Annotated in this window: 24 protein-coding genes; 10 read left to right on the top strand and 14 right to left on the bottom strand. The window is 68.2% G+C overall.

Going from position 1 to position 23,664, the window contains the following annotated elements:
- Nucleotides 1-21 precede the first annotated feature (21 nt).
- Nucleotides 22-618 (bottom strand): DUF305 domain-containing protein, encoded by a 597-nt coding sequence (locus AC1DK9_RS12515; RefSeq protein WP_476916129.1) that lies wholly within the window; start codon nucleotides 616-618, stop codon nucleotides 22-24.
- A 111-nt stretch (nucleotides 619-729) separates the two neighbouring features.
- Nucleotides 730-1,161, bottom strand: coding sequence for a DUF6153 family protein (locus tag AC1DK9_RS12510; protein ID WP_476916128.1), 432 nt, complete (start codon nucleotides 1,159-1,161; stop codon nucleotides 730-732).
- Nucleotides 1,162-1,301: 140 nt separating this feature from the next.
- Here AC1DK9_RS12510 and AC1DK9_RS12505 point away from each other — a divergent pair, with 140 nt between their 5' ends.
- Together AC1DK9_RS12505 and AC1DK9_RS12500 are read left to right on the top strand one after the other, a co-directional pair.
- Nucleotides 1,302-1,637, top strand: coding sequence for an ArsR/SmtB family transcription factor (locus AC1DK9_RS12505; RefSeq protein WP_476916127.1), 336 nt, complete (start codon nucleotides 1,302-1,304; stop codon nucleotides 1,635-1,637).
- Nucleotides 1,634-2,737 (top strand): cation diffusion facilitator family transporter, encoded by a 1,104-nt coding sequence (locus AC1DK9_RS12500; protein ID WP_476916126.1) that lies wholly within the window; start codon nucleotides 1,634-1,636, stop codon nucleotides 2,735-2,737. Before AC1DK9_RS12505 ends, AC1DK9_RS12500 begins: the two co-directional genes overlap by 4 nt.
- 4 nt (nucleotides 2,738-2,741) lie before the next feature.
- Here the strand turns inward: AC1DK9_RS12500 and AC1DK9_RS12495 are convergent, their stop codons facing one another.
- From AC1DK9_RS12495 to AC1DK9_RS12480, 4 genes are all read right to left on the bottom strand, one after another.
- On the bottom strand, nucleotides 2,742-3,698 hold the full coding sequence (locus AC1DK9_RS12495) for an L-lactate dehydrogenase (protein WP_476916125.1): 957 nt from the start codon (nucleotides 3,696-3,698) through the stop codon (nucleotides 2,742-2,744).
- Nucleotides 3,699-3,720: 22 nt separating this feature from the next.
- Nucleotides 3,721-4,464, bottom strand: a complete 744-nt coding sequence (locus tag AC1DK9_RS12490; protein WP_476916124.1) for a glucose 1-dehydrogenase — start codon at nucleotides 4,462-4,464, stop codon at nucleotides 3,721-3,723.
- Between the two features lie 169 nt (nucleotides 4,465-4,633).
- Nucleotides 4,634-5,251, bottom strand: a complete 618-nt coding sequence (locus AC1DK9_RS12485) for a uracil-DNA glycosylase family protein (protein ID WP_175323539.1) — start codon at nucleotides 5,249-5,251, stop codon at nucleotides 4,634-4,636.
- A 263-nt stretch (nucleotides 5,252-5,514) separates the two neighbouring features.
- A complete protein-coding gene (locus tag AC1DK9_RS12480; protein WP_476916123.1) occupies nucleotides 5,515-6,900 on the bottom strand; it encodes an HNH endonuclease in 1,386 nt (461 codons plus the stop codon).
- A 93-nt stretch (nucleotides 6,901-6,993) separates the two neighbouring features.
- Between AC1DK9_RS12480 and AC1DK9_RS12475 the strand changes: the two genes are divergently transcribed.
- A complete protein-coding gene (locus tag AC1DK9_RS12475; protein ID WP_476916122.1) occupies nucleotides 6,994-7,554 on the top strand; it encodes a hypothetical protein in 561 nt (186 codons plus the stop codon).
- Here AC1DK9_RS12475 and AC1DK9_RS12470 read toward each other — a convergent pair.
- Nucleotides 7,551-9,116 carry an amidohydrolase gene (locus AC1DK9_RS12470; RefSeq protein WP_476916121.1) on the bottom strand — a complete coding sequence of 522 codons (1,566 nt, stop codon included), beginning with the start codon at nucleotides 9,114-9,116 and terminating at the stop codon, nucleotides 7,551-7,553. The genes AC1DK9_RS12475 and AC1DK9_RS12470 overlap by 4 nt on opposite strands.
- A 361-nt stretch (nucleotides 9,117-9,477) precedes the next feature.
- Between AC1DK9_RS12470 and AC1DK9_RS12465 the strand changes: the two genes are divergently transcribed.
- The 5 genes from AC1DK9_RS12465 (at nucleotide 9,478) to AC1DK9_RS12445 (ending at nucleotide 13,997) form a co-directional block, all read left to right on the top strand.
- Nucleotides 9,478-9,858 (top strand): hypothetical protein, encoded by a 381-nt coding sequence (locus AC1DK9_RS12465; protein WP_476861548.1) that lies wholly within the window; start codon nucleotides 9,478-9,480, stop codon nucleotides 9,856-9,858.
- Nucleotides 9,855-10,910: a zinc-dependent alcohol dehydrogenase family protein gene (locus AC1DK9_RS12460; protein WP_476916120.1), complete on the top strand. Its 1,056-nt coding sequence runs from the start codon at nucleotides 9,855-9,857 to the stop codon at nucleotides 10,908-10,910. The genes AC1DK9_RS12465 and AC1DK9_RS12460 overlap by 4 nt, the downstream gene beginning before the upstream one ends.
- Nucleotides 10,907-11,356 carry a flavodoxin family protein gene (locus AC1DK9_RS12455; protein ID WP_476916119.1) on the top strand — a complete coding sequence of 150 codons (450 nt, stop codon included), beginning with the start codon at nucleotides 10,907-10,909 and terminating at the stop codon, nucleotides 11,354-11,356. Before AC1DK9_RS12460 ends, AC1DK9_RS12455 begins: the two co-directional genes overlap by 4 nt.
- Nucleotides 11,353-13,122 (top strand): DUF4389 domain-containing protein, encoded by a 1,770-nt coding sequence (locus AC1DK9_RS12450; protein ID WP_476916118.1) that lies wholly within the window; start codon nucleotides 11,353-11,355, stop codon nucleotides 13,120-13,122. The genes AC1DK9_RS12455 and AC1DK9_RS12450 overlap by 4 nt, the downstream gene beginning before the upstream one ends.
- A gap of 104 nt (nucleotides 13,123-13,226) precedes the next feature.
- Complete coding sequence (locus tag AC1DK9_RS12445) at nucleotides 13,227-13,997, top strand: SDR family NAD(P)-dependent oxidoreductase (RefSeq protein ID WP_476916117.1); 771 nt, start codon at nucleotides 13,227-13,229, stop codon at nucleotides 13,995-13,997.
- A gap of 25 nt (nucleotides 13,998-14,022) precedes the next feature.
- Here the strand turns inward: AC1DK9_RS12445 and AC1DK9_RS12440 are convergent, their stop codons facing one another.
- The 4 genes from AC1DK9_RS12440 to AC1DK9_RS12425 all read right to left on the bottom strand — a co-directional run bounded on the left by AC1DK9_RS12440 (nucleotide 14,023) and on the right by AC1DK9_RS12425 (nucleotide 17,758).
- Nucleotides 14,023-15,156 carry a sulfite oxidase gene (locus AC1DK9_RS12440; protein ID WP_476916116.1) on the bottom strand — a complete coding sequence of 378 codons (1,134 nt, stop codon included), beginning with the start codon at nucleotides 15,154-15,156 and terminating at the stop codon, nucleotides 14,023-14,025.
- Between the two features lie 90 nt (nucleotides 15,157-15,246).
- Nucleotides 15,247-16,101 carry an SDR family oxidoreductase gene (locus AC1DK9_RS12435; RefSeq protein ID WP_476916115.1) on the bottom strand — a complete coding sequence of 285 codons (855 nt, stop codon included), beginning with the start codon at nucleotides 16,099-16,101 and terminating at the stop codon, nucleotides 15,247-15,249.
- Between the two features lie 3 nt (nucleotides 16,102-16,104).
- Nucleotides 16,105-17,109 carry an aldo/keto reductase family protein gene (locus tag AC1DK9_RS12430; protein ID WP_476861555.1) on the bottom strand — a complete coding sequence of 335 codons (1,005 nt, stop codon included), beginning with the start codon at nucleotides 17,107-17,109 and terminating at the stop codon, nucleotides 16,105-16,107.
- 40 nt (nucleotides 17,110-17,149) lie between these two features.
- Nucleotides 17,150-17,758, bottom strand: coding sequence for a hypothetical protein (locus AC1DK9_RS12425; RefSeq protein ID WP_476916114.1), 609 nt, complete (start codon nucleotides 17,756-17,758; stop codon nucleotides 17,150-17,152).
- A 250-nt stretch (nucleotides 17,759-18,008) separates the two neighbouring features.
- On the opposite strand from AC1DK9_RS12425, the gene AC1DK9_RS12420 reads away from it, so the two are divergent.
- Nucleotides 18,009-18,434, top strand: coding sequence for a YchJ family protein (locus tag AC1DK9_RS12420; protein ID WP_476861557.1), 426 nt, complete (start codon nucleotides 18,009-18,011; stop codon nucleotides 18,432-18,434).
- On the opposite strand, the gene AC1DK9_RS12415 is transcribed toward AC1DK9_RS12420, so the two are convergent.
- From AC1DK9_RS12415 to AC1DK9_RS12405, 3 genes are all read right to left on the bottom strand, one after another.
- Nucleotides 18,431-19,357: a YrzE family protein gene (locus AC1DK9_RS12415; RefSeq protein ID WP_476916113.1), complete on the bottom strand. Its 927-nt coding sequence runs from the start codon at nucleotides 19,355-19,357 to the stop codon at nucleotides 18,431-18,433. The two genes, AC1DK9_RS12420 and AC1DK9_RS12415, sit on opposite strands and share 4 nt — an antisense overlap.
- A 166-nt stretch (nucleotides 19,358-19,523) precedes the next feature.
- A complete protein-coding gene (locus tag AC1DK9_RS12410) occupies nucleotides 19,524-21,539 on the bottom strand; it encodes an acyl-CoA dehydrogenase family protein (protein WP_476916112.1) in 2,016 nt (671 codons plus the stop codon).
- Nucleotides 21,540-21,603: 64 nt separating this feature from the next.
- Nucleotides 21,604-21,918 (bottom strand): hypothetical protein, encoded by a 315-nt coding sequence (locus tag AC1DK9_RS12405; protein WP_476861560.1) that lies wholly within the window; start codon nucleotides 21,916-21,918, stop codon nucleotides 21,604-21,606.
- A 295-nt stretch (nucleotides 21,919-22,213) separates the two neighbouring features.
- Between AC1DK9_RS12405 and AC1DK9_RS12400 the strand changes: the two genes are divergently transcribed.
- The gene (locus tag AC1DK9_RS12400; protein WP_476916111.1) at nucleotides 22,214-23,662 is read left to right on the top strand and encodes a DUF3375 family protein; all 1,449 of its coding nucleotides are present in this window, start codon (nucleotides 22,214-22,216) and stop codon (nucleotides 23,660-23,662) included.
- The last annotated feature ends 2 nt before the right edge of the window (nucleotides 23,663-23,664 follow it).

Genomic DNA, 23,664 nt, shown 5'->3' with positions numbered 1-23,664 from the left:
CAAGGCCGGGCTGCTCCGGGCTCAGAGACCGGCCAGCAGCCCCTTCATTTCCTTGATTTCGTCCGTCTGGGAGGCGGCGACGTCCTTGGCCAGTTTGATGGCCTCCGGGTTCTTTCCGCTCCGGACCTCCGCGTTGGCCATCTCGACGGCACCCTCGTGGTGGGCGACCATCTGGGTGAGGAACAGCTTCGCAGCATCGGTACCGGTGGCGGCGTCGAGCTGGCGAATGCCGTCATCGCTCACCATGCCGGACATGGCATGGCCTCCCGGCATTTGGGTGGATTCGTCCCAGTTCAGGAGCCAGCCGGTCATGCGTTCGATCTCCGGACCCTGGGCGGCCCTGATTCGGCCGGCCAGGGCCGACACCTTCGGGTCGATGCCCTGCTTCTTGAGGATCATCTCGCTCATCTGGACGGCCTGGGCGTGGTGCGGGATCATTCCCTGCGCGAACATGGTGTCCGTGCCGTTGTGGTCTGTGCTTGCGGCCGCGGAGCTTGATTCCGTGCTGCTGTGGTCCATTCCGGGCATGTTGCTGCCGGAGTCGGAACTGGCGGAGCAGCCGGCCAGGGCGATGGCGGCGGCCAGGGCCGCGGCGAAAATTGTCAGTACTTTGTTCATCGAAATCTGTCCTTTGGGAATCCGGCGAGTGCCGGCGTCGGACGGCGGGCGGCTGGGGCCGCGCGCACCGTTGGGGGCTGGATGCCGCAAATCTGCGGCCCGGATCCCCTTTTACGTCCGGCTAATGGAGAGCTCGCTCGGCGTCGGCGTGGCGGGACGGTAGGAGTAGGCGGGAAGCCGATCGGGTTCCGCCCCGCTCCACGGCAGGACCGTGAGCAGTGTTGTCCCCGGCGGGGGAGCGCTCAGGGAAGCGGTCGGGGCGGCCGGGGTGCAGGAGGCGTGTGCGGCATGCTGTTCGCCGCAGCCTCCGCCGCAGACGCACGACGGCGGCGGCGGCGTTTCGTGCTGGGCCGCCGGGGCAGGATGGCCGGCCGTCGCGGTGGTCTGGGACTCAACCGCTGGATGCCCGGTCGAGGCGGACGCTCCGTGGACGCCGGAGAAGACATGCATTCCGAGAAGGCCGGCAATGACGGCGGCGATGCCGGCCAGCAGGGCGACGCGGAGAAGGACAACGGCCGGATTGTGCCGAGCTGTCTTGGCCACGTCGCTGCTCCTTCCAGGCTGAGGTCGCGCCTCTCACGCTACCGGGTTTTCAACGACGGTCCCGCGGATTGCGTTCCCGCCACTTAGCTGCCGTCCGGGTCGCGGTTGTTCGGGCGCAGCGCATATGACAATATCTGCGTATGAATGCAGATATGCAGGTTGATCTCGACAGCCCCCATGTGGAGTTGGCCGTTGAAGTGTTTTCCATGTTGGCCGACGCCACACGGGTTCGGCTGATCCTCGCGCTGGGGGATGGCGAGCTGCCGGTGAACGCCCTCGCGGAGCAGGTTGGGAAACCGGCTTCGGCCGTTTCGCAGCACCTGGCCAAGATGCGGCTGGGCGGCATGGTCGCCACCCGGCAGGAGGGGACCAAGGTCTTCTACCGGCTGCAGAATGATCACGCCCGCCAACTGGTGATGGATGCGATCCACCAGGCCGAGCACGCCTTGGGTACTGCCCCGGGACACGGCGCATGAGCGGGCCGGGGAACGCCGTGGGCCAGCAGCGCCACGGGGACCACGAGGGCCATGACCACACGTATGAGCATGAGCACGACCATGACCATGACCACGCGCATGACCACCCACACGACCACAGCCACGACCATGGCCATGACCACCCACACGGGCACACTCACGCCTCCGGCCTGAAGGGCTGGCTGCACGAGCTGTTCGTCCCGCACTCCCATGACGCCGCGGACTCAATCGACGAGGCGCTCGAGTCCAGTGCGCAAGGCATCCGTGCGGTCAAGGTTTCACTGCTGGGCCTGGGGACCACCTCGTTGTTCCAGTTGGCAATTGTGCTGGTCAGCGGCTCCGTGGCGCTGCTGGCGGACACCGTGCACAACTTCTCCGATGCGCTGACAGCGGTGCCGTTGTGGATCGCGTTCCTGCTCGGCCGCCGAAAGGCGACGCGAACCTACCCATACGGCTTCGGCCGCGCCGAGGACCTCGCCGGACTCTTCATTGTCGCCATGATCGCCCTCTCCGCGGTCGTGGCCGCCGTCGAGTCGATTCGCCGCTTCTTCGAGCCGCAGCCCGTGCAGAACCTCGGCTGGGTCCTCGCGGCCGGGCTCGTCGGTTTCGCGGGGAACGAGCTGGTGGCGATCTACCGGATCCGGGTCGGACGGCGGATCGGTTCCGCGGCGCTGATCGCCGATGGCGTGCACGCCCGGACCGACGGCTTCACTTCCCTCGCCGTGGTGGCCGGTGTCGTGGGCGTCTGGCTCGGCTTCCCGCTGGCGGACCCCATCGTGGGTCTGCTGATCTCGGTGGCGATCATGGTGCTTCTCTGGGGCACGGTGCGCGACGTCGGGCGGCGGCTCATGGACGGCGTCGACCCCCACCTGAGCGACGCGCTGGCCGGCGTCGTCCGGGAGCGCTCGCCCATGGGCGGCACCTCGCGGCTGCGCTGGTCCGGCCACCGGCTGCACGCAGAGATCACCATCCCCGTCAGCGCGGACGCCCGGCTGGCTGAATTCTCCTCGGTGGCCGCGGACCTGGAGGAGGGCGCCAAGGCGGCGCTGCCGCACCTGGGCTCGGTGACTGTGGTGCCGTCGGCACCGCAACCCGCCTAAGGGGTCAGATCCCGAGGGAGGCGAGGCTCTGCCGGAGGGTTTCGGCAGAGTGGTGGAGCGAGGCGAGTTCGCCCTCGTCCATGGGCGTCTCCAGCACGGCGTGCACGCCGCCGTTCCCCACAATGCTGGGCAGCGACAGGGCGACGCCGACGATCCCGTATTGGCCGTGCATCACCGTGGAGACCGGGAGTACCGCGTTTTCGGAGCGCAACAGCGCCTCGACGATCCTGGCGCCGGAGAGCCCGATCGCGTAATTCGTGGCGCCCTTGCCGGCGATCACCTTGTACGCCGCCTGGGTGACTTCGCGGGCGGTTTCGCTGAGGTACCCGGGCGTGAAGATGCGCTCGCCGTCGACCTTCCATTCCCGGATCGGTACGGGCCCGATGGTCGCGCCGGACCAGACCGGGAATTCGGTGTCGCCGTGTTCGCCGACCATGCTGGCGTGCACGCTGCTCACCGAAACCCCCGCGCGCTGCGCCAGCAGCCAGCGCAGCCGCGAGGTGTCCAGGACAGTGCCCGAGGAGAAAATCCGGGAGGAAGGCAGCCCGGTGATCTTTTGCGCGGACACGGTCAGCACATCACAAGGGTTGGTGACCAGCACGTAGACCGCTTCGGGGGCGTGTTCGAGCAGTTGCGGCATGAGCTGCTCAAGGATGCGGACGTTCGTTCCGGCCAGGTCCAGACGGGTCTGCCCGGGTGCCTGCTTGGCCCCGGCGGTGATGACGACGACGTCGGCGCCTTCGGTGACGCCGATGTCCGCGCCGCCGTGGACGGTTGCCGCCGCCGCCGTGAACTGGGTGCCGTGGGCCAGGTCCAGGACCTCGGCCTCGGCCTTCGCTGCGTTGACGTCGAAGAGCGCGACGTGGCTGGCCGAACCACGGATCAGGGCGGCGTAGGCAAGTGAAGTGCCGACGCTGCCGGCACCGATAACGGCCAGTTTCGACCCGGAATGCGCGGGCATGAGCCTTTCCATTTCCTGTGGGTCAGCTGCCGGGCGGCACGACGGTGCCCGCGGTTTCGCCGCCGTCGACGACGAACTCGGCACCCGTGACAAAGGAGGATTCCTCGCTGGCCAGATAGACGGCGAGTTGGGCAATCTCACTGGGCTGGCCGATCCGGTGCAGCGGTACGTGGCCGGTGTCGAAGGTCATGCCCTCGGTCATCGGGGTCTGGATGACGCCCGGGTGTACTGAGTTGACCCTGATCCCGTCCCGCCCGAGGTCGAGCGCGGCGGCCTTGGTCAGCCCGCGGACGCCGAACTTGGAGGCGGTGTAGCCGGCAAGGTTCTCGTAGCCGCGCAAGCCCGCGATGGAGGAGACGTTAATGATGGAGGAGGCGCCCGCCTTGGCCAGAGCCGGGGCGGCGGCCTTGATGCCGTTGAAGACACCGGTGAGGTTCACATCGATGATCCGGGACCACTGCTCGTGCGGATACTCGTCGATCCGGCCGAAGTTCACGATGCCCGCGTTGTTGACCAGGACGCTGAGGCCGCCGTATGCGGTCACCGCTTCGTTGACCGCGGCGTCCCAGCCGCTCGGGCTGGTCACGTCGAGGTGCACGTAGCGGACGCGGTCGCCGAGTTCCGCCACCAAGGCGGCGCCGTCGTCGTCCAGCACGTCGCCGACGACGGCCGTGGCCCCTTCGTCAAGGAAGCGCCGCGCGATCGCAGCGCCAATGCCGCGGGAGCCGCCGCTGATCAGGGCAACTTTGCCGTCTAACCGTCCCATGTTGGTTTCCCTTCCAAGGAGCAACCGTCAGCGCTGGCACGCGCCGCAACGGGCTGTCCGTTCTCCGGTCAGCTATCCCAGCTTGGCCGTTGGGGGACGGGATTGGGCAGGGCCGTTGGGCCCAAGCGGTCGACGACGACGGGCGGCTAAAAGCCGGCGTCGGGGGTCCCTAGAGGTGCTGGATGCCGGCCCGCTGCATGGCGTCTTTGTAGACCGCCACATTCTTGGCCAGCAGTTCTTCCTGCTTGGCCGGTGAGACGGCAAAGGCGCGGCCGCCGAGGGCGGTGGCCTTGTAGATCTTGACGCCGCGGTTCTTTAGTGAAGAGTGGTAGGTCTTTTCGAACAGCGTCAGGAAAGCGTGCGCGTCGGCGCCGTGGGCGATGATCGCGGAGGTGCGCTTGTTGATCTTCATGAACTGCCGGAAGGGCCGCAGGCCGTCGGTCTTTTCCTGGACGTTCAGGGCGGAGGGGAGCTCCGGGTCGCGGACCCACGGGTAGGCGTTCCACGGCATCACGTAGCGCGGGTCGAGCTCGACGGCTTCATAGATGGACGTGGCGCGGCGGGCGGCCTCATCCTCGTTGAAATGCGAGACGAACCCTGATTCGCAGCCCTTGCCGGGCGCAATATGGAGGCTTACGATGCGGCATTCGTCTTCGTCATGGACAGGATCGATGTAGGGGACAACCGATCCCGGCTTCTTCTCCATCAGTTCGTCGCAAAGTTGTGTCACGGCCGCGATGTTCGGTTCCTGCAGCAGAGTCTTCTTTTCGTCCCAGTCAATCGTCACGATTTCTCCCTCAGCACTCGGCGTCCAGAATCAGGCGTCTTGTTCCACTCTACGCTCCTGCGCCGAGGGGTGTTTCCGTGCGTCACGGAAGAGGCGAGCGACCCCTAGTCAGGGCTCCGGCACCGGGCGTACGCTTAAAGCGCCTGCAGGTAACCATCTGATTTGCTCGGGTCGTTCAGGACATTCAATTGTCCGGGCCAGCTCATAGCGAGATCGCGAAGGTACCTGCAGGCCTTGTGTTTAAGGGGGCACGGCTCCCGGCCTCAGCACCTCAGCATCTTGACGGTATGCCGGAGCTTGCGCCGCTGTCGGGGTTCCGAGAGGGAATACGCCGTTCCCGGCAGCGGCGGTGCGGTGGAGCGGTAGACGTGGCCCGTCGGCGTCGTGAGGTGGAGGATGTGCCGGGCGCCGGATCTGGGTTGGGCGCTCCAGCCGGGGGCTTCTTTCGTGTGGTTGCAGGCTTCGCAGAGTCCGGCGGCGTTGCTGAAGTTCGTGGTTCCGCCGTCGTGCCAGGGGACGACGTGGTCCAGGTGGCGGATCGGGGCGTCGCAGTACGGGGTGCGGCAGGTGTGGTCCCGGGCGTGGATGAGGCGCCGGTGTCCGGGCGGGAAGAACCGGGCGCGGGAGTCCAGCCCGACGAGCTCGCCGGTGGCCGGGGCGGTGTAGAGGCGCCGGAGCCAGGTCGCGAAGGCGCGTTCGTCGCGCAGGGCGTGATTTCCGTCGTCGGCAGCGGCAGCGGCGCCGGCGTCCCTAAGCAGCTTCCGTGCCAACCCTGCCGGGACGACACCGTAGCCCGGCAGACGGGCGGGTTCGCTGCCGCCTTGGAACAGGGCGCGGTCGGTCATGACGAGTTGGATTTCGACGCCGCTGATCCCGCCTGCCTTTCCGGTGGTGCGTTCGACCAGCGCATCGGCCATCAGTTGGCCCCGGGAACGGGTGTCGCCTGCGGAGCGCAGGGCGTCGGCGTGCCGGGTCAGTGCCGCGTGCACGGCTACCCCCTCCGCGACGGGCAGCAAGGCGGTGAGGTAGCACATGGTGTCCGGCGCGGGGCGGAGGCTGACGTGGCGCTCGGTGGCGGCGTGGGCGGCGCGTTCGGTAATCGTGCGCGGGTCCCGCCGGTAGGCTGCCGCCCTCGCGGCGGAGGTGATGGCCCGGTCTCCGGCGCCGTCGAAGGTCCCGGTCTCGGCTGCGAGTTCCTCGTCCACGGAGGCCCGGTCCGCCGCGGCCAGGCAGGCAGTTTCCCGTACCAGGAGGGTGGCGCGCCATTCATTCAGATGGCCGGTTTCCAGGGCCGCGAGGGTGTGCGGCATTTCGGTGACCAAGGCCCTGGCGAGGCCCAGGAGGCGGCTGCCCTTGGCCGGGGATTCCCGGCGGGCGAGGGCGATCTGGGCCGCGACCCCGGCCCCCAGCTGGTCGGCCGGTACGCCGGCGTCGCGCTGTTCATGGCGCTGCAATACGTCGAACGCGACCGTGATCCGGGCCTGCAAGGCGGCCGCGGCGGACTTGAGATCCTCGAGCTCGCGCAACCAGTCAATGGCCGCTGAACTGTCGGCGGGCGGCATTGTGGTGGCGAGGCCGCGGATCACTTCCCGGACCGCGCCACCAAGCGCTGCCTCCTGGACCACTTCGGGCCCTTGCTTGCCGTCCATGAACCCAGTCAATCAGGCACCTGTGACAATTAAGGCGGCCAGGAAAGCCGCCCTCTGTACGCCTTATGAACCCGCCCCCACCGCAAGGAAGCCATGCCGATCAACAAACAGACGCTGAAGCAGGACGGCTTCACCGGGTTCCGGCCGATGGCGGACCTGGACATCAACCGGATCCCGCAGAAGCCTGGAATCTTCGCGATCCTGCTTCCCGGAGGCCCCGGCCCCGGACGCCCCGGCCCCACCCCCGGCCCCGGCAACACCCGGCCCCAGTTCCTCGCCAAAAGCACGGCCGGCGTCTTCAAGAAAAAGGACCCCAGCCTAAAGACGGAGGCACTGGACGCCGAATGGGTCGACGGTGCCGACATCCTCTACTTGGGCAAAGCTGGTCCGGGCAGCAAGGGCAATCGCGGCCTGCGCCGCCAGATCCAAGAGTTCGTGGACTTCGGCAAGGGCAAGCCTCCCGGTCACTGGGACGGCCGGCTGATCTGGCAGCTCGCGGGCGCTAACAAGCTGATCGTGGCGTGGAAGGAGCTCCCCGTGGAGCAGCTCGCCGCGGCCGAGGCCGCGCACCACGCTGCATTCGTCGCGGACTATGGCCGGCTGCCGTACGCCAACCTGGTCCAGGCACGGGTCAAAGGGACCAAATCCGGCTAAAGGCCGCCGCGGTACGTGAACCGCCCCGCCACCATGGTCGCGGCCACCGGCATCGCGGCAAACTCGACGTCGGAAACGGCGAGCGGATCGGCGTCGAGCACCACGACGTCGGCCGGGTCGCCCACGCTGATCCGGCGCCGTCCGCGCGAGGACGCCGCCAGAGCCTCCTGCCGGGTCAGGGCCTGCTCCGGGTGCCACGGGCCGCGGCCGTCCTGCCGCGCCCGGGTGGTGGCGGCGGACATTGCCGTCCAAGGCTCCAGCGGTGCCACCGGCGCGTCGGAGCCAAGCGCCAAGGCCGCGCCCGCATCCAGCAGGGAACGCAGCGGAAACGCCCGCTCCGTCCGGCCGGCCCAGTTGGAGTCGGCGGCGTCGCGGTCATCGAGTGCATGGGCGGGCTGCACGCTGGCGGTGAGGCCCAGCTTGCCGAACCGTGCGAAGTCCTGCTGCCGGACAAACTGGGCATGCTCAATCCGCCCCGGGATCCCCACAGCCGCGAAAGCGTTCAACGCCACCTCGTTGGCGCCGTCGCCGATGGCATGCACTGCCGGCACGAAGCCGGTTTGGCGGGCCCGCTCCAGCAGCTGCAGCAGCTCCGCCTCGCTGACCGTGAGCAGCCCGCGTCCGCCGTGCGGGTAAGGGTCCACGCAGTACGCCGTGCGCGTGTTCAGGGAGCCGTCGATCAGCACCTTCAGCGGCCCCACCCGCAGGAGGCCGCCGCACTCAGGCACCAGCTGACCGGTCCGCATTCCCGCGCCGACTGCCCGTTCCAGATCTTGTGGATAGACCCCTGCCTCCACCCGCAGGGAATCGAACCCCGACGCGATGCGCCGCAGCCAGGTGTCCCGGTTCCACACCATCTCGAAGTCGACAATCCCCACGATGCCTCGCGCCGCGGCTGCCTTCCCGGCGTCGCTGACCATGGCATCGACGGCGTCGTCAGGCAGGCGCCCGAGCTCCCGGGTCAGTTCAAAAGCCGGGTCCTCGCGGAGCAGACCGTCCGCGCCCACTGCCACGCCGTAGCGCGCCGCCGCTGCGCTGTTCAGCCACACGCAGTGTAGATCGTGACTGATCAGCGCCGTGGGGACGCCGGACGTCGCGCTGTCCAGCAGTTCGAGACTGGGCGTATCCGCCCAAACGGCATCACGGAACCCGACGCCCACACGGGTCGGACCCGCGGCCGCGCCGCTGTCGGTCCGTTCCGCCGCGCCGGAGCCGATCCGTTCCGCCGCGCCGGAGTGCCGAGCCTCCAGTTGGGAACGCACGACGGCGGCCGCTTCCCTCGCGGAGGCCGCGTCGGAAAGATCGATCCGGCCGGCCGCCAGGGCCCACTGGGTCATATGGACGTGTTCGTCCCACAGTCCCGGAATCAGGAAGCGCCCGTCGAGGTCCACCGCTTGGATGCCGGCCGCCGCGTCCGACAACGGGCCGGACGAGCCCGCCGGCACAATCTGCGAAACGATGCCGCCCGTAATGAATATGTCCCAGAGCGTCATTTCCCCCGGCTGCCGGACCGAGGTGAGGACAAGCCCGGCTGGAGCGGAGGGCGAGGTGTGTCGCGACATAGGAACAGGCTAGGGGCACAACGTGGCAGCAACAATTCCCGCCCCATCGGTCACTGCCGGCACACCGTTCCCAGCCCGCCGGACCGCGGCGGGGGCAAGGGACTTTCGCCCCCTTGCCCGCCGATGGGAGCGAGGCCATTCTGGAATTGGGGCGGTTCTTGCACGGCCATTGGGGGTTGAACCGCCGCAAAGTAGTTTCGGTCTCGCTATGACCCTGGGGTGAGGAAATGGCAATTGCACTTTCCAGCTTGGGCAGGAAAGGCAGGTGGCCATCGAACATGTCTATGCAGTATTCCATTGCAGCGGACGCACACATTGCGGCTCCGGCGGGGGCTGGGCGGCGCGGGAGCTCTGAGACCGTATGAGCCCGTTGCGTCATTTGAACCAGGCGAGCCGTAGCCGGTCGTTCCACGCGCACCCTTCCCACGGCGATCCGCGGCTCAAGGTGGTCATCCGGATCGATCCCGCGGAGGAGTCCGCACGCGTCGAGGTACGCGGCGTCGTCACCACCGCCAATATCCGCGCTCTCTATGTGGTGTGCCGCCGGGTCACATCCAAGCTCGGAGGCTACGAGATCGTCGTGGATCTGGCCCACGCCCGGGTCACCGCGGCAGCTTTCGAGGAGCTCCGCGAACACGCCCGCCAGTCAATCGTCTCCTCCGGCATCGACTCTTCCGTCACCCCGTGCCGCCTGCGGATCGTCGATCCGCACGTCATCCTCAGAAGCAAGGAGCTCGCATGAAAGCCCTCGTGTACGGCGGCCCCGGGGAGAAATCCTGGACGGACGTCCCCGACCCGAAGATCCAAAATCCCAGCGACGTGATCGTCAAGGTGGACACCACCACCATCTGCGGCACGGACCTTCATATTCTCAAGGGCGACGTCCCCGCCGTAACCAAGGGCCGGATCCTCGGCCATGAAGGCGTGGGGACCATCACCGAGACCGGGTCCTCCGTGACCGGCCTCAAGGTGGGGGACCGTGTCATCATTTCCTGCATCAAGTCCTGCGGACACTGCGCCAACTGCCGAACCGGCCTCTACTCGCACTGCATGGGCGAGGAAGGGCAGTCCGGGATCGGCTGGGTGTTCGGCCACCTGATCGACGGCACCCAGGCTGAATACGTCCGCGTCCCCTACGCCGAAAACTCGCTCCATCTGCTGCCTGAGGGCGTGAGTGACGAGCAGGCCGTGATGCTCTCCGACATCCTGCCTACCGGCTTTGAGATCGGGGTGCAGTACGGCAGGGTCAAGCCCGGAGACACCGTTGCCGTGGTTGGCGCCGGCCCGGTGGGCCTCGCAGCGATTGCCACGGCGGGCCTTTACGGCGCCGCCACCATCATCGCCATCGACCTGGACGCGAACCGGCTGGAAAAGTCACGTGAGTTCGGCGCCACCGACGTCGTGCTCTCCGGCRACGCCGACTGGAGGGACCAGGTGATGGCGCTCACCGACGGGCAGGGCGTGGACGTGGCGATCGAAGCTGTCGGTATCCCGGCCACCTTCAGCATGTGCACGGACATCGTTCGTCCCGGCGGCAACGTGGCCAACGTCGGGGTGCACGGCAAGCCCGTGGAACTGCACGTGGAGGACCTCTGGATCCAGAACATCAACATCAGCATGGGCCTGGTCAACGCCAACACCACCCCGATGTTGCTCAAGCTGGTGGCCCAGGACAAGGTGGCGGCGGACAAGTTCGCCACCCACCACTTCACCTTCGACCAGTTCATGGACGCCTATGACACCTTTTCCCGCGCAGCGGAAACGAAAGCCCTGAAGGTGGTGATCACCGCATGAAGGCACATGTCGTCTACGATTCGGCGTTTGGAAACACCAAATCCGTGGCGGAAGCCGTCGCCGGCTCACTCGGCGACCTCCACGCCACGCCGGTCGCCGTCAGCGAGTTCCACCCCGACGACCTGGCGGCAGGAGACCTGCTGGTTGTTGGCAGTCCCATCAACGGCTGGCGTCCGACGCCGAAGATCACCGAACTGCTCTCGACACTCGGGGACGGCCACCTCAACGGGGTCAAAGCCGCGGCTTTCGACACCCGGGTCCGGATGTTCGTCCACGGGGACGCGGCGAAAAAGATGGCACATGCGCTCCGGGACAGCGGCGCCGACATCATTTCCGAACCCATGCCGTTCTACGTCCAGGGCAGCGAAGGGCCATTGCGTCCCGGCGAAATCGAGAAGGCCGCACGATGGGGCAAGTCGTTGCTGGAGGCGTTGGACAGGCCATGAAACCGGGCCGGATCGTCATGCTGGTGCTCGGCACGCTTGCTGCGTTGCTGGGGCTGGGACTCCTCGTCGGGGCCGGTTTCACCGGCTGGGCCAATTACCAGCAGCGCGACGGCGGATATTTCACCACCCCGTCTGAGCGCTACACGGTGGATTCTTACGCACTGACGTCGCCGCGGCTGGAGGTCATGACGGATGCCGGAGCTGCCGGGATGGACCCGGCCGCGATGGCCGGCAGCGTGATGCTTCGTGGCTCCGCCGCCGACTCCGCGCAGCAGATCTTCATCGGCATCGCACCGCAGGCAGACGTGGCCGCCTACCTGAGCGGCGTCAAACACTCCGAACTGACCGAGGTCCGTTTCTCGCCTTTCCGGGCCGAGTACCGGGACGTGTCCGGGACCAAGCCCCCGGCCCGGCCGGCGGACCAGAAGTTCTGGACGGCGTCCGCATCCGGGGCCGGCAGCCAGGAACTCAAATGGAACCTGCGCTCCGGGAACTGGGCCGTGGTGATCATGAACGCCGATGCGAGCAGCCCCGTTTCCGTCGACCTCCGCGGCGGCGCCCGCTCGGACCTCCTCTGGCCGATCTTCCTGGGCCTCCTGATCGGCGGCATTGTGCTGCTGGCGGTGGGCGTCCCGCTGATCGTGGCCGGGGCTGCCGGGCTGGGCCGCGGCAGGCCGCCGGAGGGCCCGGACCAGCAGCCGTACCCGGGCGCCCCCGGCGCCGGCGCTCCGTACGCCCCGGGTCCGTATGCGCCGGCTCCCTACTCCGGAGCCCCACCCGCCGGGGCTCCCTATTCGGCCGGACCGATGCCGGCCGGGACGCCTCCCGGCGGTTATGTCTATCCGGCGCGGCTCAGTGGCTACCTGGACCCGCAGCTCTCGCGCTGGCTGTGGCTGGTCAAGTGGTTCTTGGCCATTCCGCACTTCATCGTGCTGTTCTTCCTCTGGTTCGCCTTCGTCGTCACCACCATCGTGGCCGGCTTTGCGATCCTTTTCACTGGCCGTTATCCGCGCTCGCTGTTCAATTTCAATGTGGGCGTGATCCGCTGGAGCTGGCGGGTGGCGTTCTACTCCTATGCAGCGATCGGCACGGACCAGTACCCGCCGTTCACGCTTGCCCGTACCGGCTATCCGGCGGATTTCGACGTCGACTACCCGGAGAAGCTCTCGCGCGGGTTGGTGCTGGTGAAGTCCTGGCTGCTGGCCATTCCGCATCTGCTCATCGTCGCCGTCCTCACGGGGACGACGCGCAGCTGGGGCGGCCGCGATGGTTACTGGGTGGACGGCCGCTGGGTCCAGGAGAACAACGGCATCTCGCTGATCGGGCTGCTGGTGCTGATCGCGGGCGTCATCCTGTTGTTCACCGGCCAGTACTGGCGCGGCCTGTTCGATCTGCTGATGGGGCTGAACCGCTGGATCTACCGGGTCATCACTTACGTGGCCCTCATGCGCGACGAATACCCGCCGTTCCATCTCGACATGGGACCCACCGATCCGGGCGACCTCCAGCCGCTTACGGCAGTTGTCCCTCCGCAGCCCACCGCCTACGGGCAACCCGGGCCGACTTCGGGCGAGCCAGGTCCGGCCTCCCCGCCCACCCGGCAGGCCACGCCGCCCGGTTTCTACGGGATCGGCGGCCCCTCGGCGTCGGTGCCGCCGGAGGTCCATGAGGGCAGAGGCGGCCCGGAAGGCCCTCCGCCGCCTGGCCCGCAACCCGGCCCCGAGCCGGGACCGCACCCGGGCCCCGCGGCTCCTCCGCGTCACTGATCGTATTTGGACACGAATCTTTGCCCCTTGCCACCTGCCCTCGGCGAGAACATAGTTGAGGGAATTCACCACTCCGCGGCGGGAGGCAGGGAACGATGCTGACTATGCAAGAGCCGACTGGCGGCCTGCTCGAGGGCAAGACGGCACTGATCTACGGCGCCGGGGGTGCGATCGGCGGAGCGGTATCGCGGGCTTTCGCGGCCGAGGGCGCCACCGTCTTCCTGGCCGGCCGCACGGAATCCCGGCTGGAAAAGGTGGCCCGGGATATTAGGGAGGAAGGCGGGACGGCGGAAACCGCCGTCGTCGATGCCCTGGACGAGGAGCAGGTGCAGGCCTTCGTGGATGCCGCCGCGAAGAAGACCAGGCGGATCGACATCTCCTTCAACGTCATTTCGTTCGGCGACATCCAGCAGCCCCTGATGGAAATCGACGTCGACGACTTCAGCCAGCCGATCACCCTGGCCACGCGCACCCACTTCCTGACCACCCGGGCGGCGGCGGGCTACATGATCAAGCAGAAGTCCGGCGTCGTGCTCATGTTCGGCGGCTCCGGGCCGCAGACCGTCTCCGGGCTCGGTGGATTCAAGGTCGCCCTGGACGCGATGGAGGGCCTGCGGCGGCAGTGGGCGCTTGAGCTGGGCAAGTCCGGCGTGCGCGTGGTCACCCTTGTGACCGGAGGCATCATCGAGACCATTCCCTGGCAGGTGGAAGGGCGCGAGGAGATCGTGGTGGAGATCGCCAGGGCTGCGCACCTGAACCGCACCGCCACCTTGGCAGACGTCGGCAACGTGGCGAGCTTCATTGCCTCGGACAAGGCCGGCGCCATCACCGATGCCACCATCAACATTTCCAGCGGCGCGATCGTGGACTACTAGGACTCCCGCGGACTGTCGGGGAGGGCTATTCCACCGTGACTTTGACCCGCTGCACCACGTTGTTGCCCATGCCTTGGTAGTTCCAGACCGGCTCGAGCGGCTGGGTGGCGCCGCTGGAGTCCGTGGCGCGGCAGCAGAGCTCGTGCTGTCCGGGATCCGCCACCCACGGCATCGACCAGGCGGACCACGCGAACGGTGCCGCGGGATGTTCCAGGTGTGCGGGGGCCCATTTGCCGTCGATCCCCACCTCCACCTGCTGGACGGCGCCGTGGCCGGACCACGCCCGTCCGGTCAACATCACCGGACCCGCGGGAAGGAACCGCTGCCGGGTGAAGAAATCCGGAATGCCCGGCGGAACCATGAGCGAACGGACCTTAATCCAGGTGACCGGGGTGCCGGCGTCGTCCGCGTCCTGCTGGTAGCGGTAGGCGACGGACTGCTGGAACCCGTCGAAGGGTTTGGTCAGCACTTGGATCGAGGACAGCCACTTCACGCTCGCCATGCCGTACCAGCCCGGGACGACGAGCCGCAGGGGGTATCCGTGCTGCGGCGGCAGCTCGGCGCCGTTCATCCGGTAGGCCAGAACGACGTCGGGCCGGAGCGCTTCGCCGATCGGCAGGCTGCGCGCATACTGCTGGCGCACGCCGCCCTGGATCCCGGCGTCGGCCCCGGTGAAGGCAACCTCGACGGCGTCGTCCTCCACGCCGGCCTGGGTCAGCAGATAGGCCAGCGGCACCCCGGTCCAGACAGCGGTGCCTAAGCCCTCCAGCATCCAGGGCTGGCTCAAGGGCCGGGGTTTGAGCAGGGACCGGCCGTTGCCGGCGCATTCCAGCGTGACCGGGACACTGATGCTCGGTGCGCGGCGGAGGGCGCGGAGGTTCAGTTCGAGCGACCGCTGCACCGCGCCGCCGATCCGCAGATGCCAGCGCTCACTGTCGATGGCCGGGATGTCGAAGTGGTCCAGCAGGTGGTGCAGCCCGGGCGGCGTCACGTCCTCCCGGAGCGCCTCGAGCGGCATCGAGTGGTTCCGCACGGCGAGTTGCAGCTCTTCGGCGGTGAGCGGTCCATGACTGGGCTCACCGGGATGCGCTGCCGGCCTCTGCGCCTGCCGGCGCCGTGCCATGACGGGAGAGGTGTGCTTGGAGAGTTGTTTGGGCATGGGACTGCGATTCTGTGCGGTTTTCGCCTGCCGTTCAGGTCTACGCCGTCGCCCGGAAAGCGTCAATACCGTGCCGAGTCATGCCGCCGCCTAGAGGGAGTGCACTTCGGCCAGGAAGTCCGCCAGTCCCAGCGGTTCGCGCCCGGTCAGCTCATGCACGGCCGACGTCGGCCCCGCGAGCTCACCGGCGGCGATGGCGGTGTAGGTGCTGACCCAGGCGTCCACCTGCCAGGGCGGCGCACCGTAGTGTTCCCGGGAGGCGTAAGCCTCCTCGAGGGTCTCGTCATGGTAGCTGACGGTGCGCCCGGTGCCGGCGGTCAGCAGAACCGCGGCCGCGGCCAGCGAAAGGTCCGCCGGGCCGGTCAGGTCGTAGCTCCGTCCCACGTGCAGGGCAGGGTCGCGCAGCACCGCCAGCGCAGAGCGGGCAATGTCCGCCCGGGCCACGGCTGCCATGACACCGTTGCCGGCGGGGCCGCGGATCACGCCGTCCTCGCCGGCCAGCAACGGCAGGAAGTCCAGGTAGAAGTTGTCCCGCAGGATCGTGTAGTCCATTCCGGAAGCCTTGATCCGCTCCTCGGTGGCGTAATGGTCCCGTCCCAGGGTGAAGGTGCAGTCAGGGGCCGCGCCGAAGAACGAGGTGTACACGATGTGCTGCACGCCGGCCTCCGCCGCCGCATCGACGAAGGTGTAATGCTGCTGAAGCCGGTCCTCGGCCTCCGCGGCGGAGACCATGAAGAGCGTCTTCACCCCGGCGAGTGCTTCGCGCGCCTGCGCGGCGTCCGCATAGCTGGCGACGGCGGGAACGGCGCCGTCGAGTTCCGGCGCCCGGCGGATGTCGCGCACGAGCAGCCGCTGGGCGCTCCCGGCACCGGCCAGCAGCCGGGCCACCTGGCCGCCGAGCTGGCCGGTGGAACCGGTGACGGCGAGCTCCGGCAGGTCCCGCACCGGCTAGGCCTCGCGGGAGGCCGGCGACTTGGTCTGCGCCGGGTCCCGTTCGGCGAGGGATCCAATGGCGTCGTCGATCTTGTCCATGAGGGCCGGATCCAGTTTCACGCCGGCGGCGGCCACGTTTCCGGCGATCTGCTCCGGCCGGGACGCGCCCATAATGGCGGAGGCAACGTTCTTGTTCTGCAGCACCCACGCGATGCTCAGCTGGGCCATGGTCAGTCCGGCCTCCTCCGCGATCGGCTTGAGTCGCTGCACACCGGTCAGGACCTCGTCGGACATCCAGCGCTCGATCATCCGGGCGCCGCCCTTGGCATCCGTGGCGCGGCTGCCCTCGGGCGCGGGTTTGCCGGGGTGGTACTTGCCGCTGAGCACGCCTTGGGCCATCGGGGACCAGACAATCTGGGACAGCCCCAGTTCCTCCGACGTCGGGACCACCTCCGCCTCGATGACCCGCCACAGCATCGAGTACTGCGGCTGGTTGGAGATCAGCTGGAAGCCGAGGTCCTTGGCGAGGGCGTGGCCGTCGCGGATCTGGTTGGCCGTCCATTCGCTGACGCCGATGTACAGCGCCTTGCCCTGCCGCACAATGTCCGCGAAGGCCTGCATGGTCTCTTCCAGCGGCGTCTCGTAGTCGTAGCGGTGGGCCTGGTAGAGGTCCACGTAATCCGTCTGCAGCCGTGACAGGGAGCCGTTGATGGATTCCATGATGTGCTTGCGGGACAGTCCAAGATCGTTGTGGCCCTTGGGGCCGGTGGGGCCGAAGACCTTGGTGAAGATCTCCAGGGACTCGCGCCGCTCGTCTTTGAGCGCCTCACCCAGGACCGTCTCGGCCGCGGTGTTCGCGTAGACGTCCGCCGTGTCGAAGGTGCTGATGCCCGCGTCGAGCGCTGCCCGCACGCACTGGGTGGCGACGTCGTTCTCCACTTGCGAGCCGTGGGTGAGCCAGTTGCCGAAGGTGATTTCCGAAATCTTGAAGCCGCTGTGCCCGAGGTATCTGAATTCCATGGGTTCCAACGTAGCCCAGATGGTTGTCCGGGGTAAGGGCTCAGCTGGCCTTGCGTTCCGTATTCTGCCGCTGGCCCTGCTGAGCGGGCTGGTGTTTGAGCATGGCCAGCGAGCCGGTGTCCAGCACCGGGCTGGCGGCCGGAACCGCGGGCTTCGTGGACGCCCGCGGAGTTCCGGGTGCGGCGCCGTTCCGGTCCGTGGCGGACTCGACCAGGGGCCCAACTTCCTTGATCTCGCGGACCGGGGCCTTCGGGCTGGGCAGTTCGCGGACCGACACGGTCACCTCCGGCGCCGCCGCGGCCTCGGCCCGGGCCTTTGCGCGGGCATCGGCACGTTCGACGGCGGCGGCCCACTCCGGGGAAAGCTGGGGCTCCTTGCGGGCCGGTTTGGCGGGCTTCGCCGGTCGCGCTGCCTTGGCTGTTCCGGGATCCTCGGCGGCACGCTCGACGGCGGCCGTCTGGCCGGCGGATACACGCGGGGAAGTCAGGCCGCGGCCCAGGGCCATGCCGGCAACGGCGAGCAGCCGGCCGAGGCCTGCCAGCAACAGGACGATGACGAGGGCCAGGAAGACGCCGAAGAACATGACCAGGCCAATCCCAAGGGTGCCGAAGAAAGTCAGGTTCATGGCGATCGTTGTCGGGTCTTCCACTTCGCCTCTCCAATCCAGCCTGCAGTGAGGTCCGTGCCGCAATCGTTCCGCCGGGCGACAGCCCTTCTTAACCATACGGACTATTTCGAACTGACACGCAGGGAAAGGCCTTGCGGGGCAGTATGTGTCCAAGCTGATACCTTCGGTGGCCCGCACGGCGGGACCCCGCCGTCGGGATCTCGGGCCGGGCGGGCGGCTATAGTCGGAAGCAGCCCACGCCGGACCCGCCCGGCCAGCCGGAAGGATCCCCTTGACGCACGCCCAGGCCAGTTCCGAGCACGGCGAGGCCCTGTATCAGGGCAACTGTCCGTGCCTGTCGGGCGAGCAGTATGGCGACTGCTGCGGCCGGTTCCACCGCGGTGACGCGGAGGCGCCGACGGCGGAACAACTGATGCGCTCCCGCTACAGCGCCTTTGTGGTGCTGGACGCCGCGTACCTGTTGCGGACGTGGCATCCGGACACCCGGCCGACCCGGCTCGACCTCGACCCGGCCGTGCAGTGGCGGCGCCTGGATATTGTGTCGACCGGCAGGGGAGGCCCGCTGGACACCGAAGGCACAGTCGAATTCAAGGCGTACTACCGGCACGACGGCGAACGCGGGATCCAGCACGAAACAAGCCGTTTCCTGCGCGAGGGCCGGCGCTGGTACTACCTCGGCGCGCTCACCCTCGCCTAGCGCTCCTCGACGGTTTCCACCGGGGTGAAGCCTGCGCGGTCCACCTTGCGGTGGAAGCGCATCCCGGCCAGGCCGCCCAGCATCGCGCCGATCAGGGCCACCACGGCAACGACGACCGCGGCGATCATGCTCGTGGCGGTCAGGTCGCCCTCGTTGACGGGGATGCGCGGGAAGCTGTTCAGGCTCGCCAGGACATTGAACTTCTGACCGGCCGTCATGGCAAGGACGGCGACGACGATGGCCGCGATCAGTGCCCAGATCCACACCATCAGGCCCTGGCGGGCGCCGTTGAACCGGGCCATCCGCCCTGCCACGTAGCCGCCGCAGTAGTAGGAGACGAAGAGGATGACGAGCAGCGCGATGATGCCTGCGATGCCCACGCTCTGGTTCTGCGAGGCCTGGTTGACCGCCTCGTTGACGTTGGTGTTGGTGGCCAGGCCGACGGCGGTGCCGGCGGCGGCGACCAAGGCGGTGAGCAGCACTGCCATGCCGGTGGCGGCCAGCCAGCCGAAGAACGCGGAGCCGATTTTGACGCCGCCGAACTGTTCCTTCTCGCGGGCCACCACAGTCTCGCGAGTGGGCACCTCCTCGACGACGGTGTGGTTCTCGCCGTCGTAGCGGTCGTCGCGGGACCCGTGGATCACCCGGTTGTCCCGGCCGGCAGCACCTGCGGCAGTACCCGCGGCGGCGGCGGCTCCGGCAACGGGAGCGGCGGGGAAGGCGCGGGTGTCGTTGGCGCGCTCGTCCCGTACCTCGGAACGGTGCTCGGCGCGGCGCTCTGCCGGCTCGTCAACGCTGAGGGGCCGCTCCGCGGTTACGCCGTCCTGGCGGGCGTCGTGGATCCGCGGGTCCTGGTTCCGGCTGACTTCTTCCTCGCGTGCGGTGCGGGGCGTGCGCTCTTCGGGTCCAGTGGGGGTGGTCATGATGGCTGCTCGCTTTCATTGATTGACCCGGACTCATGATTTGAGCCGGGCACGGCAATGCTTCGACCGTCATCAGGTCTTGGCACCACCTAACCACGGCAGCTCAGCCAATAGCAAGGATGCTTACTATTTTTCCGGAGCGTGCCCTCCCCGGCATCGCCCCACGTCAGCGGTACTTTCGGTGCAGGTTCTCGGTTACGGAGGCGCGGGGGCTGGTATCCGCAATCCACGGGCCGGTCCCCTCCGACTGGTCGAGCACGCCGGCCTCCAGCCACTCGAAATCCCCGGCAAGGACCTTGCGCGTCAGGGCACGGTCGCCGTCGTCGGTGTTCCGCCAGAGCTGGTCGAAATACTCCTCGACCCGGACGCGCGCCTGCTCGCAGTAGGCGTCGGCGAGCTCGTAGGCCGAGGCGCCGCGCTCCGGCGAGGTCCGCAGCAGCATCTCCGCCCGCGAGCAGCAGGCTGCCATCGCGAATAGCTCGGCTCCGATGTCCACGATCCGGCCCAGGAACGCCTGCTTGTGCTCCAGCTTCGCCTGCCAGCGGCCCATCCCGTAGAAGGTCTGCCGCGCCAGCCGCCGCGACGCCCGCTCCACGAAGCGCAGCTGCCTTGCGAGTATTCCGAAGTCGCCGTAGGAACGCGGATCCATGCCGGTGCCCGCCACCAGCTTCGGCAGCCAGCGGGCGTAGAAACCGGAGGCGCCGACGGCGGCCTTCGCCTTTTCCGGGAAGCTGGCGTCCTCGGAGGCCAGCGCGCCAGCGGCGGCCAAGTGCGCGTCCACCGCCTCGCGCGCGATCAGGAGCCGCATGATTTCCGAGGAGCCCTCGAAGATTCGGTTGATCCGCAGGTCCCGCAGCTGCTGTTCGGCCGGGACGGCGCGCTCTCCGCGGGCCTCAAGCGAGTCGGCCGTTTCGAAGCCCCGTCCGCCGCGGATCTGCACCAGCTCGTCGGCGATCCGGCAGCTGATCTCGGTGGACCACAGCTTGGCGAGGGCGGCCTCGATCCGCACGTCCTTCTGCCCGGCGTCGGCCAGCTCCGCGGACAGCTCGAACACCGCGTCCAGTGCGAAGGCACTCGCGGCGATGAAGGCGATCTTCTTGCCCACAGCCTCATGCTGGCCCACCGGGCGGCCCCACTGGGTGCGGGCGTTGGACCACTCCCTGGCGATCTTCAGGCTCCAGCGGCCGGAGGCTACGCAGAGCGCGGGAATGGAGAGGCGCCCGGTGTTGAGCGTGGTGAGCGCGATCTTCAGGCCCTGCCCCTCGCGGCCCAGCCGGTTGGCAGCCGGAACCTGGACCTGGTGGAAGCGGGTGACGCCGTTCTCGATGCCGCGCAGGCCCATGAACGCGTTGCGGTTCTCGACCGTGATGCCGGGGGAGTCCATCTCCACGACGAAGGCGCTGATGCCGCCCTTGTGCGCGGTGCCGTCCGGGTCGGTGTGCGCGGGGACGAGAGCCATCACCACGACGAGCTCGGCGATCACGCCGTTGGTGGTCCAGAGCTTCACGCCGTCCAACACGTAGGACCGGCCGTCCTCGGAGGGGACCGCGGTGCTGCCCATCCGTGCCGGATCGCTGCCGACGTCGGGCTCCGTGAGCAGGAAGGCAGTGATCGCACCGGCGGCGCAGCGCGGCAGGTACTCGCGCTTCTGCTCTGGCGTGCCGAACACCTTGACGGGCTCCGGAACGCCGATCGACTGGTGCGCGGACAGGAGGGCGCCGAGGCTGGGGTGGACCGACCCGAGCAGGGCCAGCGCCCGGCCGTAGTACACGAGCGAAAGGCCCAGGCCGCCGTACTCGCGGGGGATCTTCATGCCAAAGGCGCCCAGGGCCGCCAGGCCGGAGAGGTATTCGTCGGGGATCCGGGCCTCGCGCTCGATGGTGCGCCCGGACATCGTCCGGCAGTACGCGGTGAGCCGCTCCATGAACGCGTCGCCCCGTTCGACGTCGTCCGCCGGTGCCTGCGGCCAGGGGTGGATGAGGCTGAGGTCGAAGCTGCCGAGGTAGAGGCCCTTGGCGAAGCTGGGCCGGTCCCAGTTGGTTTCCCGGGCAGCTTCGGCGACGGCCCGGGCATCGGCTGCGGTGGCCTCGGGGCCGATTTTCCGGGCGGCTACCGGCACCTCGGTGGCGGGGCTATCGGTGGCCGGATCTTCGGTGGCTGGGTTGTCGACGGCGGAGCTCATTGGGCATCTCCTCTAACCGGGTTGTCCGGCTCGAGCCCTGGATCCGCCGCGGGTGGTGGACCCTTCAGCTGTCCCGCAATACTACCCGCGGGTAGGTGCCGGTACTAGGGGAGGACTGCCCTATTAGTTCGCCGGGGAATTCTCCGGGGAGTTCCACTGTGGAGGCATGGTGCAGCAGCCGGTCCCAGCCGGCGTTGATGCCGTGAACCAGGCCGAGCAGCACGCTGGCGGCAAGGAACCAGGACAGCCGGGCAAGCCCGATCAGCACCAGGGCGGCGAAGGCGGCCGTAATGATGAAGAGGGCAATTACAAGGGCGAAAGCCAGCGTCCCGGCGAAGACCATCGTGCCCGTCTCCACTGCGCTTAGATCGAACTGCATTCTTCCTCCTGCACCCGTCGCTTCGGCTGAACCAGTAGCCCGAGCGTAGGGTGCGGGAGGGGCGCCGAACCAGAGTCCCGGGGCGCGTCCGGTGCCTTGATACGGGATCGAAATGCTACCCGGGCGTAGGTCACGGCGAGGTCGCGAAAAGCTCACCGGCGTCGCCATTTGCGGAGCACTCCGGCCGCCCGGGAGGTTCAACGAGGAAGGGGAGGAGGCCTGCGTTAACCTTGTAGTTGGCAGTTTTCATCGATCCGCTGCCCGAACCCACCCCCGGCAGCGATTGGAGAATTGCGTGTCCCGTTCCGCGGTGTCCTCCGCCGACGCCATCAGCGCCCGGCTCCGGGACCTCGAACTCCTCACCAAGGGGCCTGCTTGGGCGCTGACCCGCTCGGCGCCGTGGGTGATCGCCGTCTTGCAGGCCTCCTTCACCCGGACCCGTCCCCAGCTGCCGCTGGAGCAGTTCCATGCCGACGTCGACGCCTTCCTTGAGCAGCTCCGTCGCCAGGACCCCGGGCTGGGCGGATCCGCCAACGGCAAGAGCTTCGGGGATGAGTGGACGCGCAAAAGCTTCCTGACCCGTCGCAACCAGTCGGGTCAGATCGTGTACGAAGTTACCGAGCCCGCGGCCCGTGTCCTCGCCTTCCTGGACAGCCTTTCCAGCGAACGCTCCACCCTGAACGGCTCCCGGCTGGGGACGCTGCTGGGTGACGTCGAGAAGCTCGCCAACGAGACCAACCCGGACCAGAGTGCGCGGCTGGAATCCCTGGAGGAAGAGATTGGCGAACGCCGCCAACTGATCGAGGAGATCAGCTCAGGCGAGTTCGACGGACTGCTCGACGACGAGGAGGCCGTCGAAGCGGCCGGAAACATCCTGGACCTCGCCGCGAGCCTGCCCGCGGACTACAAGAAGATGCGCGACCGGATCGAGGAGCTGGTGGGCGAGCTGCGCAACCAGATCATCGAGGAATCCCTCAGCAAGGGCGCCACCATGGCGCAGGTGCTGGAGGCGGATAAGCGGCTGCGGCAGAGCCCGGAGGGCAGGACCTTCCGGTCCTTCACCGCGTTCCTGGAGGACCCGCAGCAGCAGCTCCGCTTCCGGTCCGCGATCGGGGAGGTGCTTAGCCGGCAGTTCGCCGACGAGCTCAGTCCGGACGAGCGAGAGACACTGAAGAACCTGGTGGCCGAACTGCGCAGCCAGCACAGCCAGATCCAGCGGATTTACGGCAAGCTCAGCGAGAGCCTCAACACGTACGTCCAGAGCGACGACTACCGCCAGTCCGTCCGGCTTCGCAAGGTACTGCGTGAGGCCGAGCAAGCAATCCGTTCGCTGCCCTACGAGCGCGAACGTCCGGGCCTGGTCCGCGGCCCGGTGCTCTTCAACGCCGGATTCGAGTCCCTTGCCATGGTCAAGCTCTTCGACCCGGACGAGTTTGCCGCGCCGCCCAAACTGGCCGACCCCATCGCGTTCAGCGACTCGGACCGGGTGCGCTCGCCGCGGACCGGCAAGGCCAGCCCCGAGGCGATCCGCGCCGCGTTCGCCGGCGCCTCCACCCTGGCCGAAGCCTGGGCGCAGCTGCCGGAGGAGGAGCGCCACATCAACTCCATCCGGGCCCTGCTCTCGCACGCGCTGCACCAGGGCGCCGGCTTCGACCGCGAGGCCTGGGAGCCGCTCGACTTCGAACAAATCGACGGTTCCACCCGCACCGCCTACCTGCCCGTCGTCACGCTCAAGAAGGATTGAAG

It is taken from the genome of Arthrobacter sp. 01T414, assembly GCF_056398965.1.
Note: the sequence above shows the minus strand (reverse complement) of the source record. Positions and strands in the feature narration are given on the sequence as shown.

What these genes read in the sequence shown, in the direction of transcription:
- AC1DK9_RS12515 (WP_476916129.1), bottom strand. Translation starts at nt 618, where the DNA reads ATGAACAAAGTACTGACAATTTTCGCCGCGGCCCTGGCCGCCGCCATC.
- AC1DK9_RS12505 (WP_476916127.1), top strand. Translation starts at nt 1,302, where the DNA reads ATGAATGCAGATATGCAGGTTGATCTCGACAGCCCCCATGTGGAGTTG.
- AC1DK9_RS12500 (WP_476916126.1), top strand. Translation starts at nt 1,634, where the DNA reads ATGAGCGGGCCGGGGAACGCCGTGGGCCAGCAGCGCCACGGGGACCAC.
- AC1DK9_RS12495 (WP_476916125.1), bottom strand. Translation starts at nt 3,698, where the DNA reads ATGCCCGCGCATTCCGGGTCGAAACTGGCCGTTATCGGTGCCGGCAGC.
- AC1DK9_RS12490 (WP_476916124.1), bottom strand. Translation starts at nt 4,464, where the DNA reads ATGGGACGGTTAGACGGCAAAGTTGCCCTGATCAGCGGCGGCTCCCGC.
- AC1DK9_RS12480 (WP_476916123.1), bottom strand. Translation starts at nt 6,900, where the DNA reads ATGGACGGCAAGCAAGGGCCCGAAGTGGTCCAGGAGGCAGCGCTTGGT.
- AC1DK9_RS12475 (WP_476916122.1), top strand. Translation starts at nt 6,994, where the DNA reads ATGCCGATCAACAAACAGACGCTGAAGCAGGACGGCTTCACCGGGTTC.
- AC1DK9_RS12470 (WP_476916121.1), bottom strand. Translation starts at nt 9,116, where the DNA reads ATGTCGCGACACACCTCGCCCTCCGCTCCAGCCGGGCTTGTCCTCACC.
- AC1DK9_RS12465 (WP_476861548.1), top strand. Translation starts at nt 9,478, where the DNA reads ATGAGCCCGTTGCGTCATTTGAACCAGGCGAGCCGTAGCCGGTCGTTC.
- AC1DK9_RS12455 (WP_476916119.1), top strand. Translation starts at nt 10,907, where the DNA reads ATGAAGGCACATGTCGTCTACGATTCGGCGTTTGGAAACACCAAATCC.
- AC1DK9_RS12450 (WP_476916118.1), top strand. Translation starts at nt 11,353, where the DNA reads ATGAAACCGGGCCGGATCGTCATGCTGGTGCTCGGCACGCTTGCTGCG.
- AC1DK9_RS12445 (WP_476916117.1), top strand. Translation starts at nt 13,227, where the DNA reads ATGCAAGAGCCGACTGGCGGCCTGCTCGAGGGCAAGACGGCACTGATC.
- AC1DK9_RS12440 (WP_476916116.1), bottom strand. Translation starts at nt 15,156, where the DNA reads ATGCCCAAACAACTCTCCAAGCACACCTCTCCCGTCATGGCACGGCGC.
- AC1DK9_RS12430 (WP_476861555.1), bottom strand. Translation starts at nt 17,109, where the DNA reads ATGGAATTCAGATACCTCGGGCACAGCGGCTTCAAGATTTCGGAAATC.
- AC1DK9_RS12415 (WP_476916113.1), bottom strand. Translation starts at nt 19,357, where the DNA reads ATGACCACCCCCACTGGACCCGAAGAGCGCACGCCCCGCACCGCACGC.
- AC1DK9_RS12410 (WP_476916112.1), bottom strand. Translation starts at nt 21,539, where the DNA reads ATGAGCTCCGCCGTCGACAACCCAGCCACCGAAGATCCGGCCACCGAT.
- AC1DK9_RS12405 (WP_476861560.1), bottom strand. Translation starts at nt 21,918, where the DNA reads ATGCAGTTCGATCTAAGCGCAGTGGAGACGGGCACGATGGTCTTCGCC.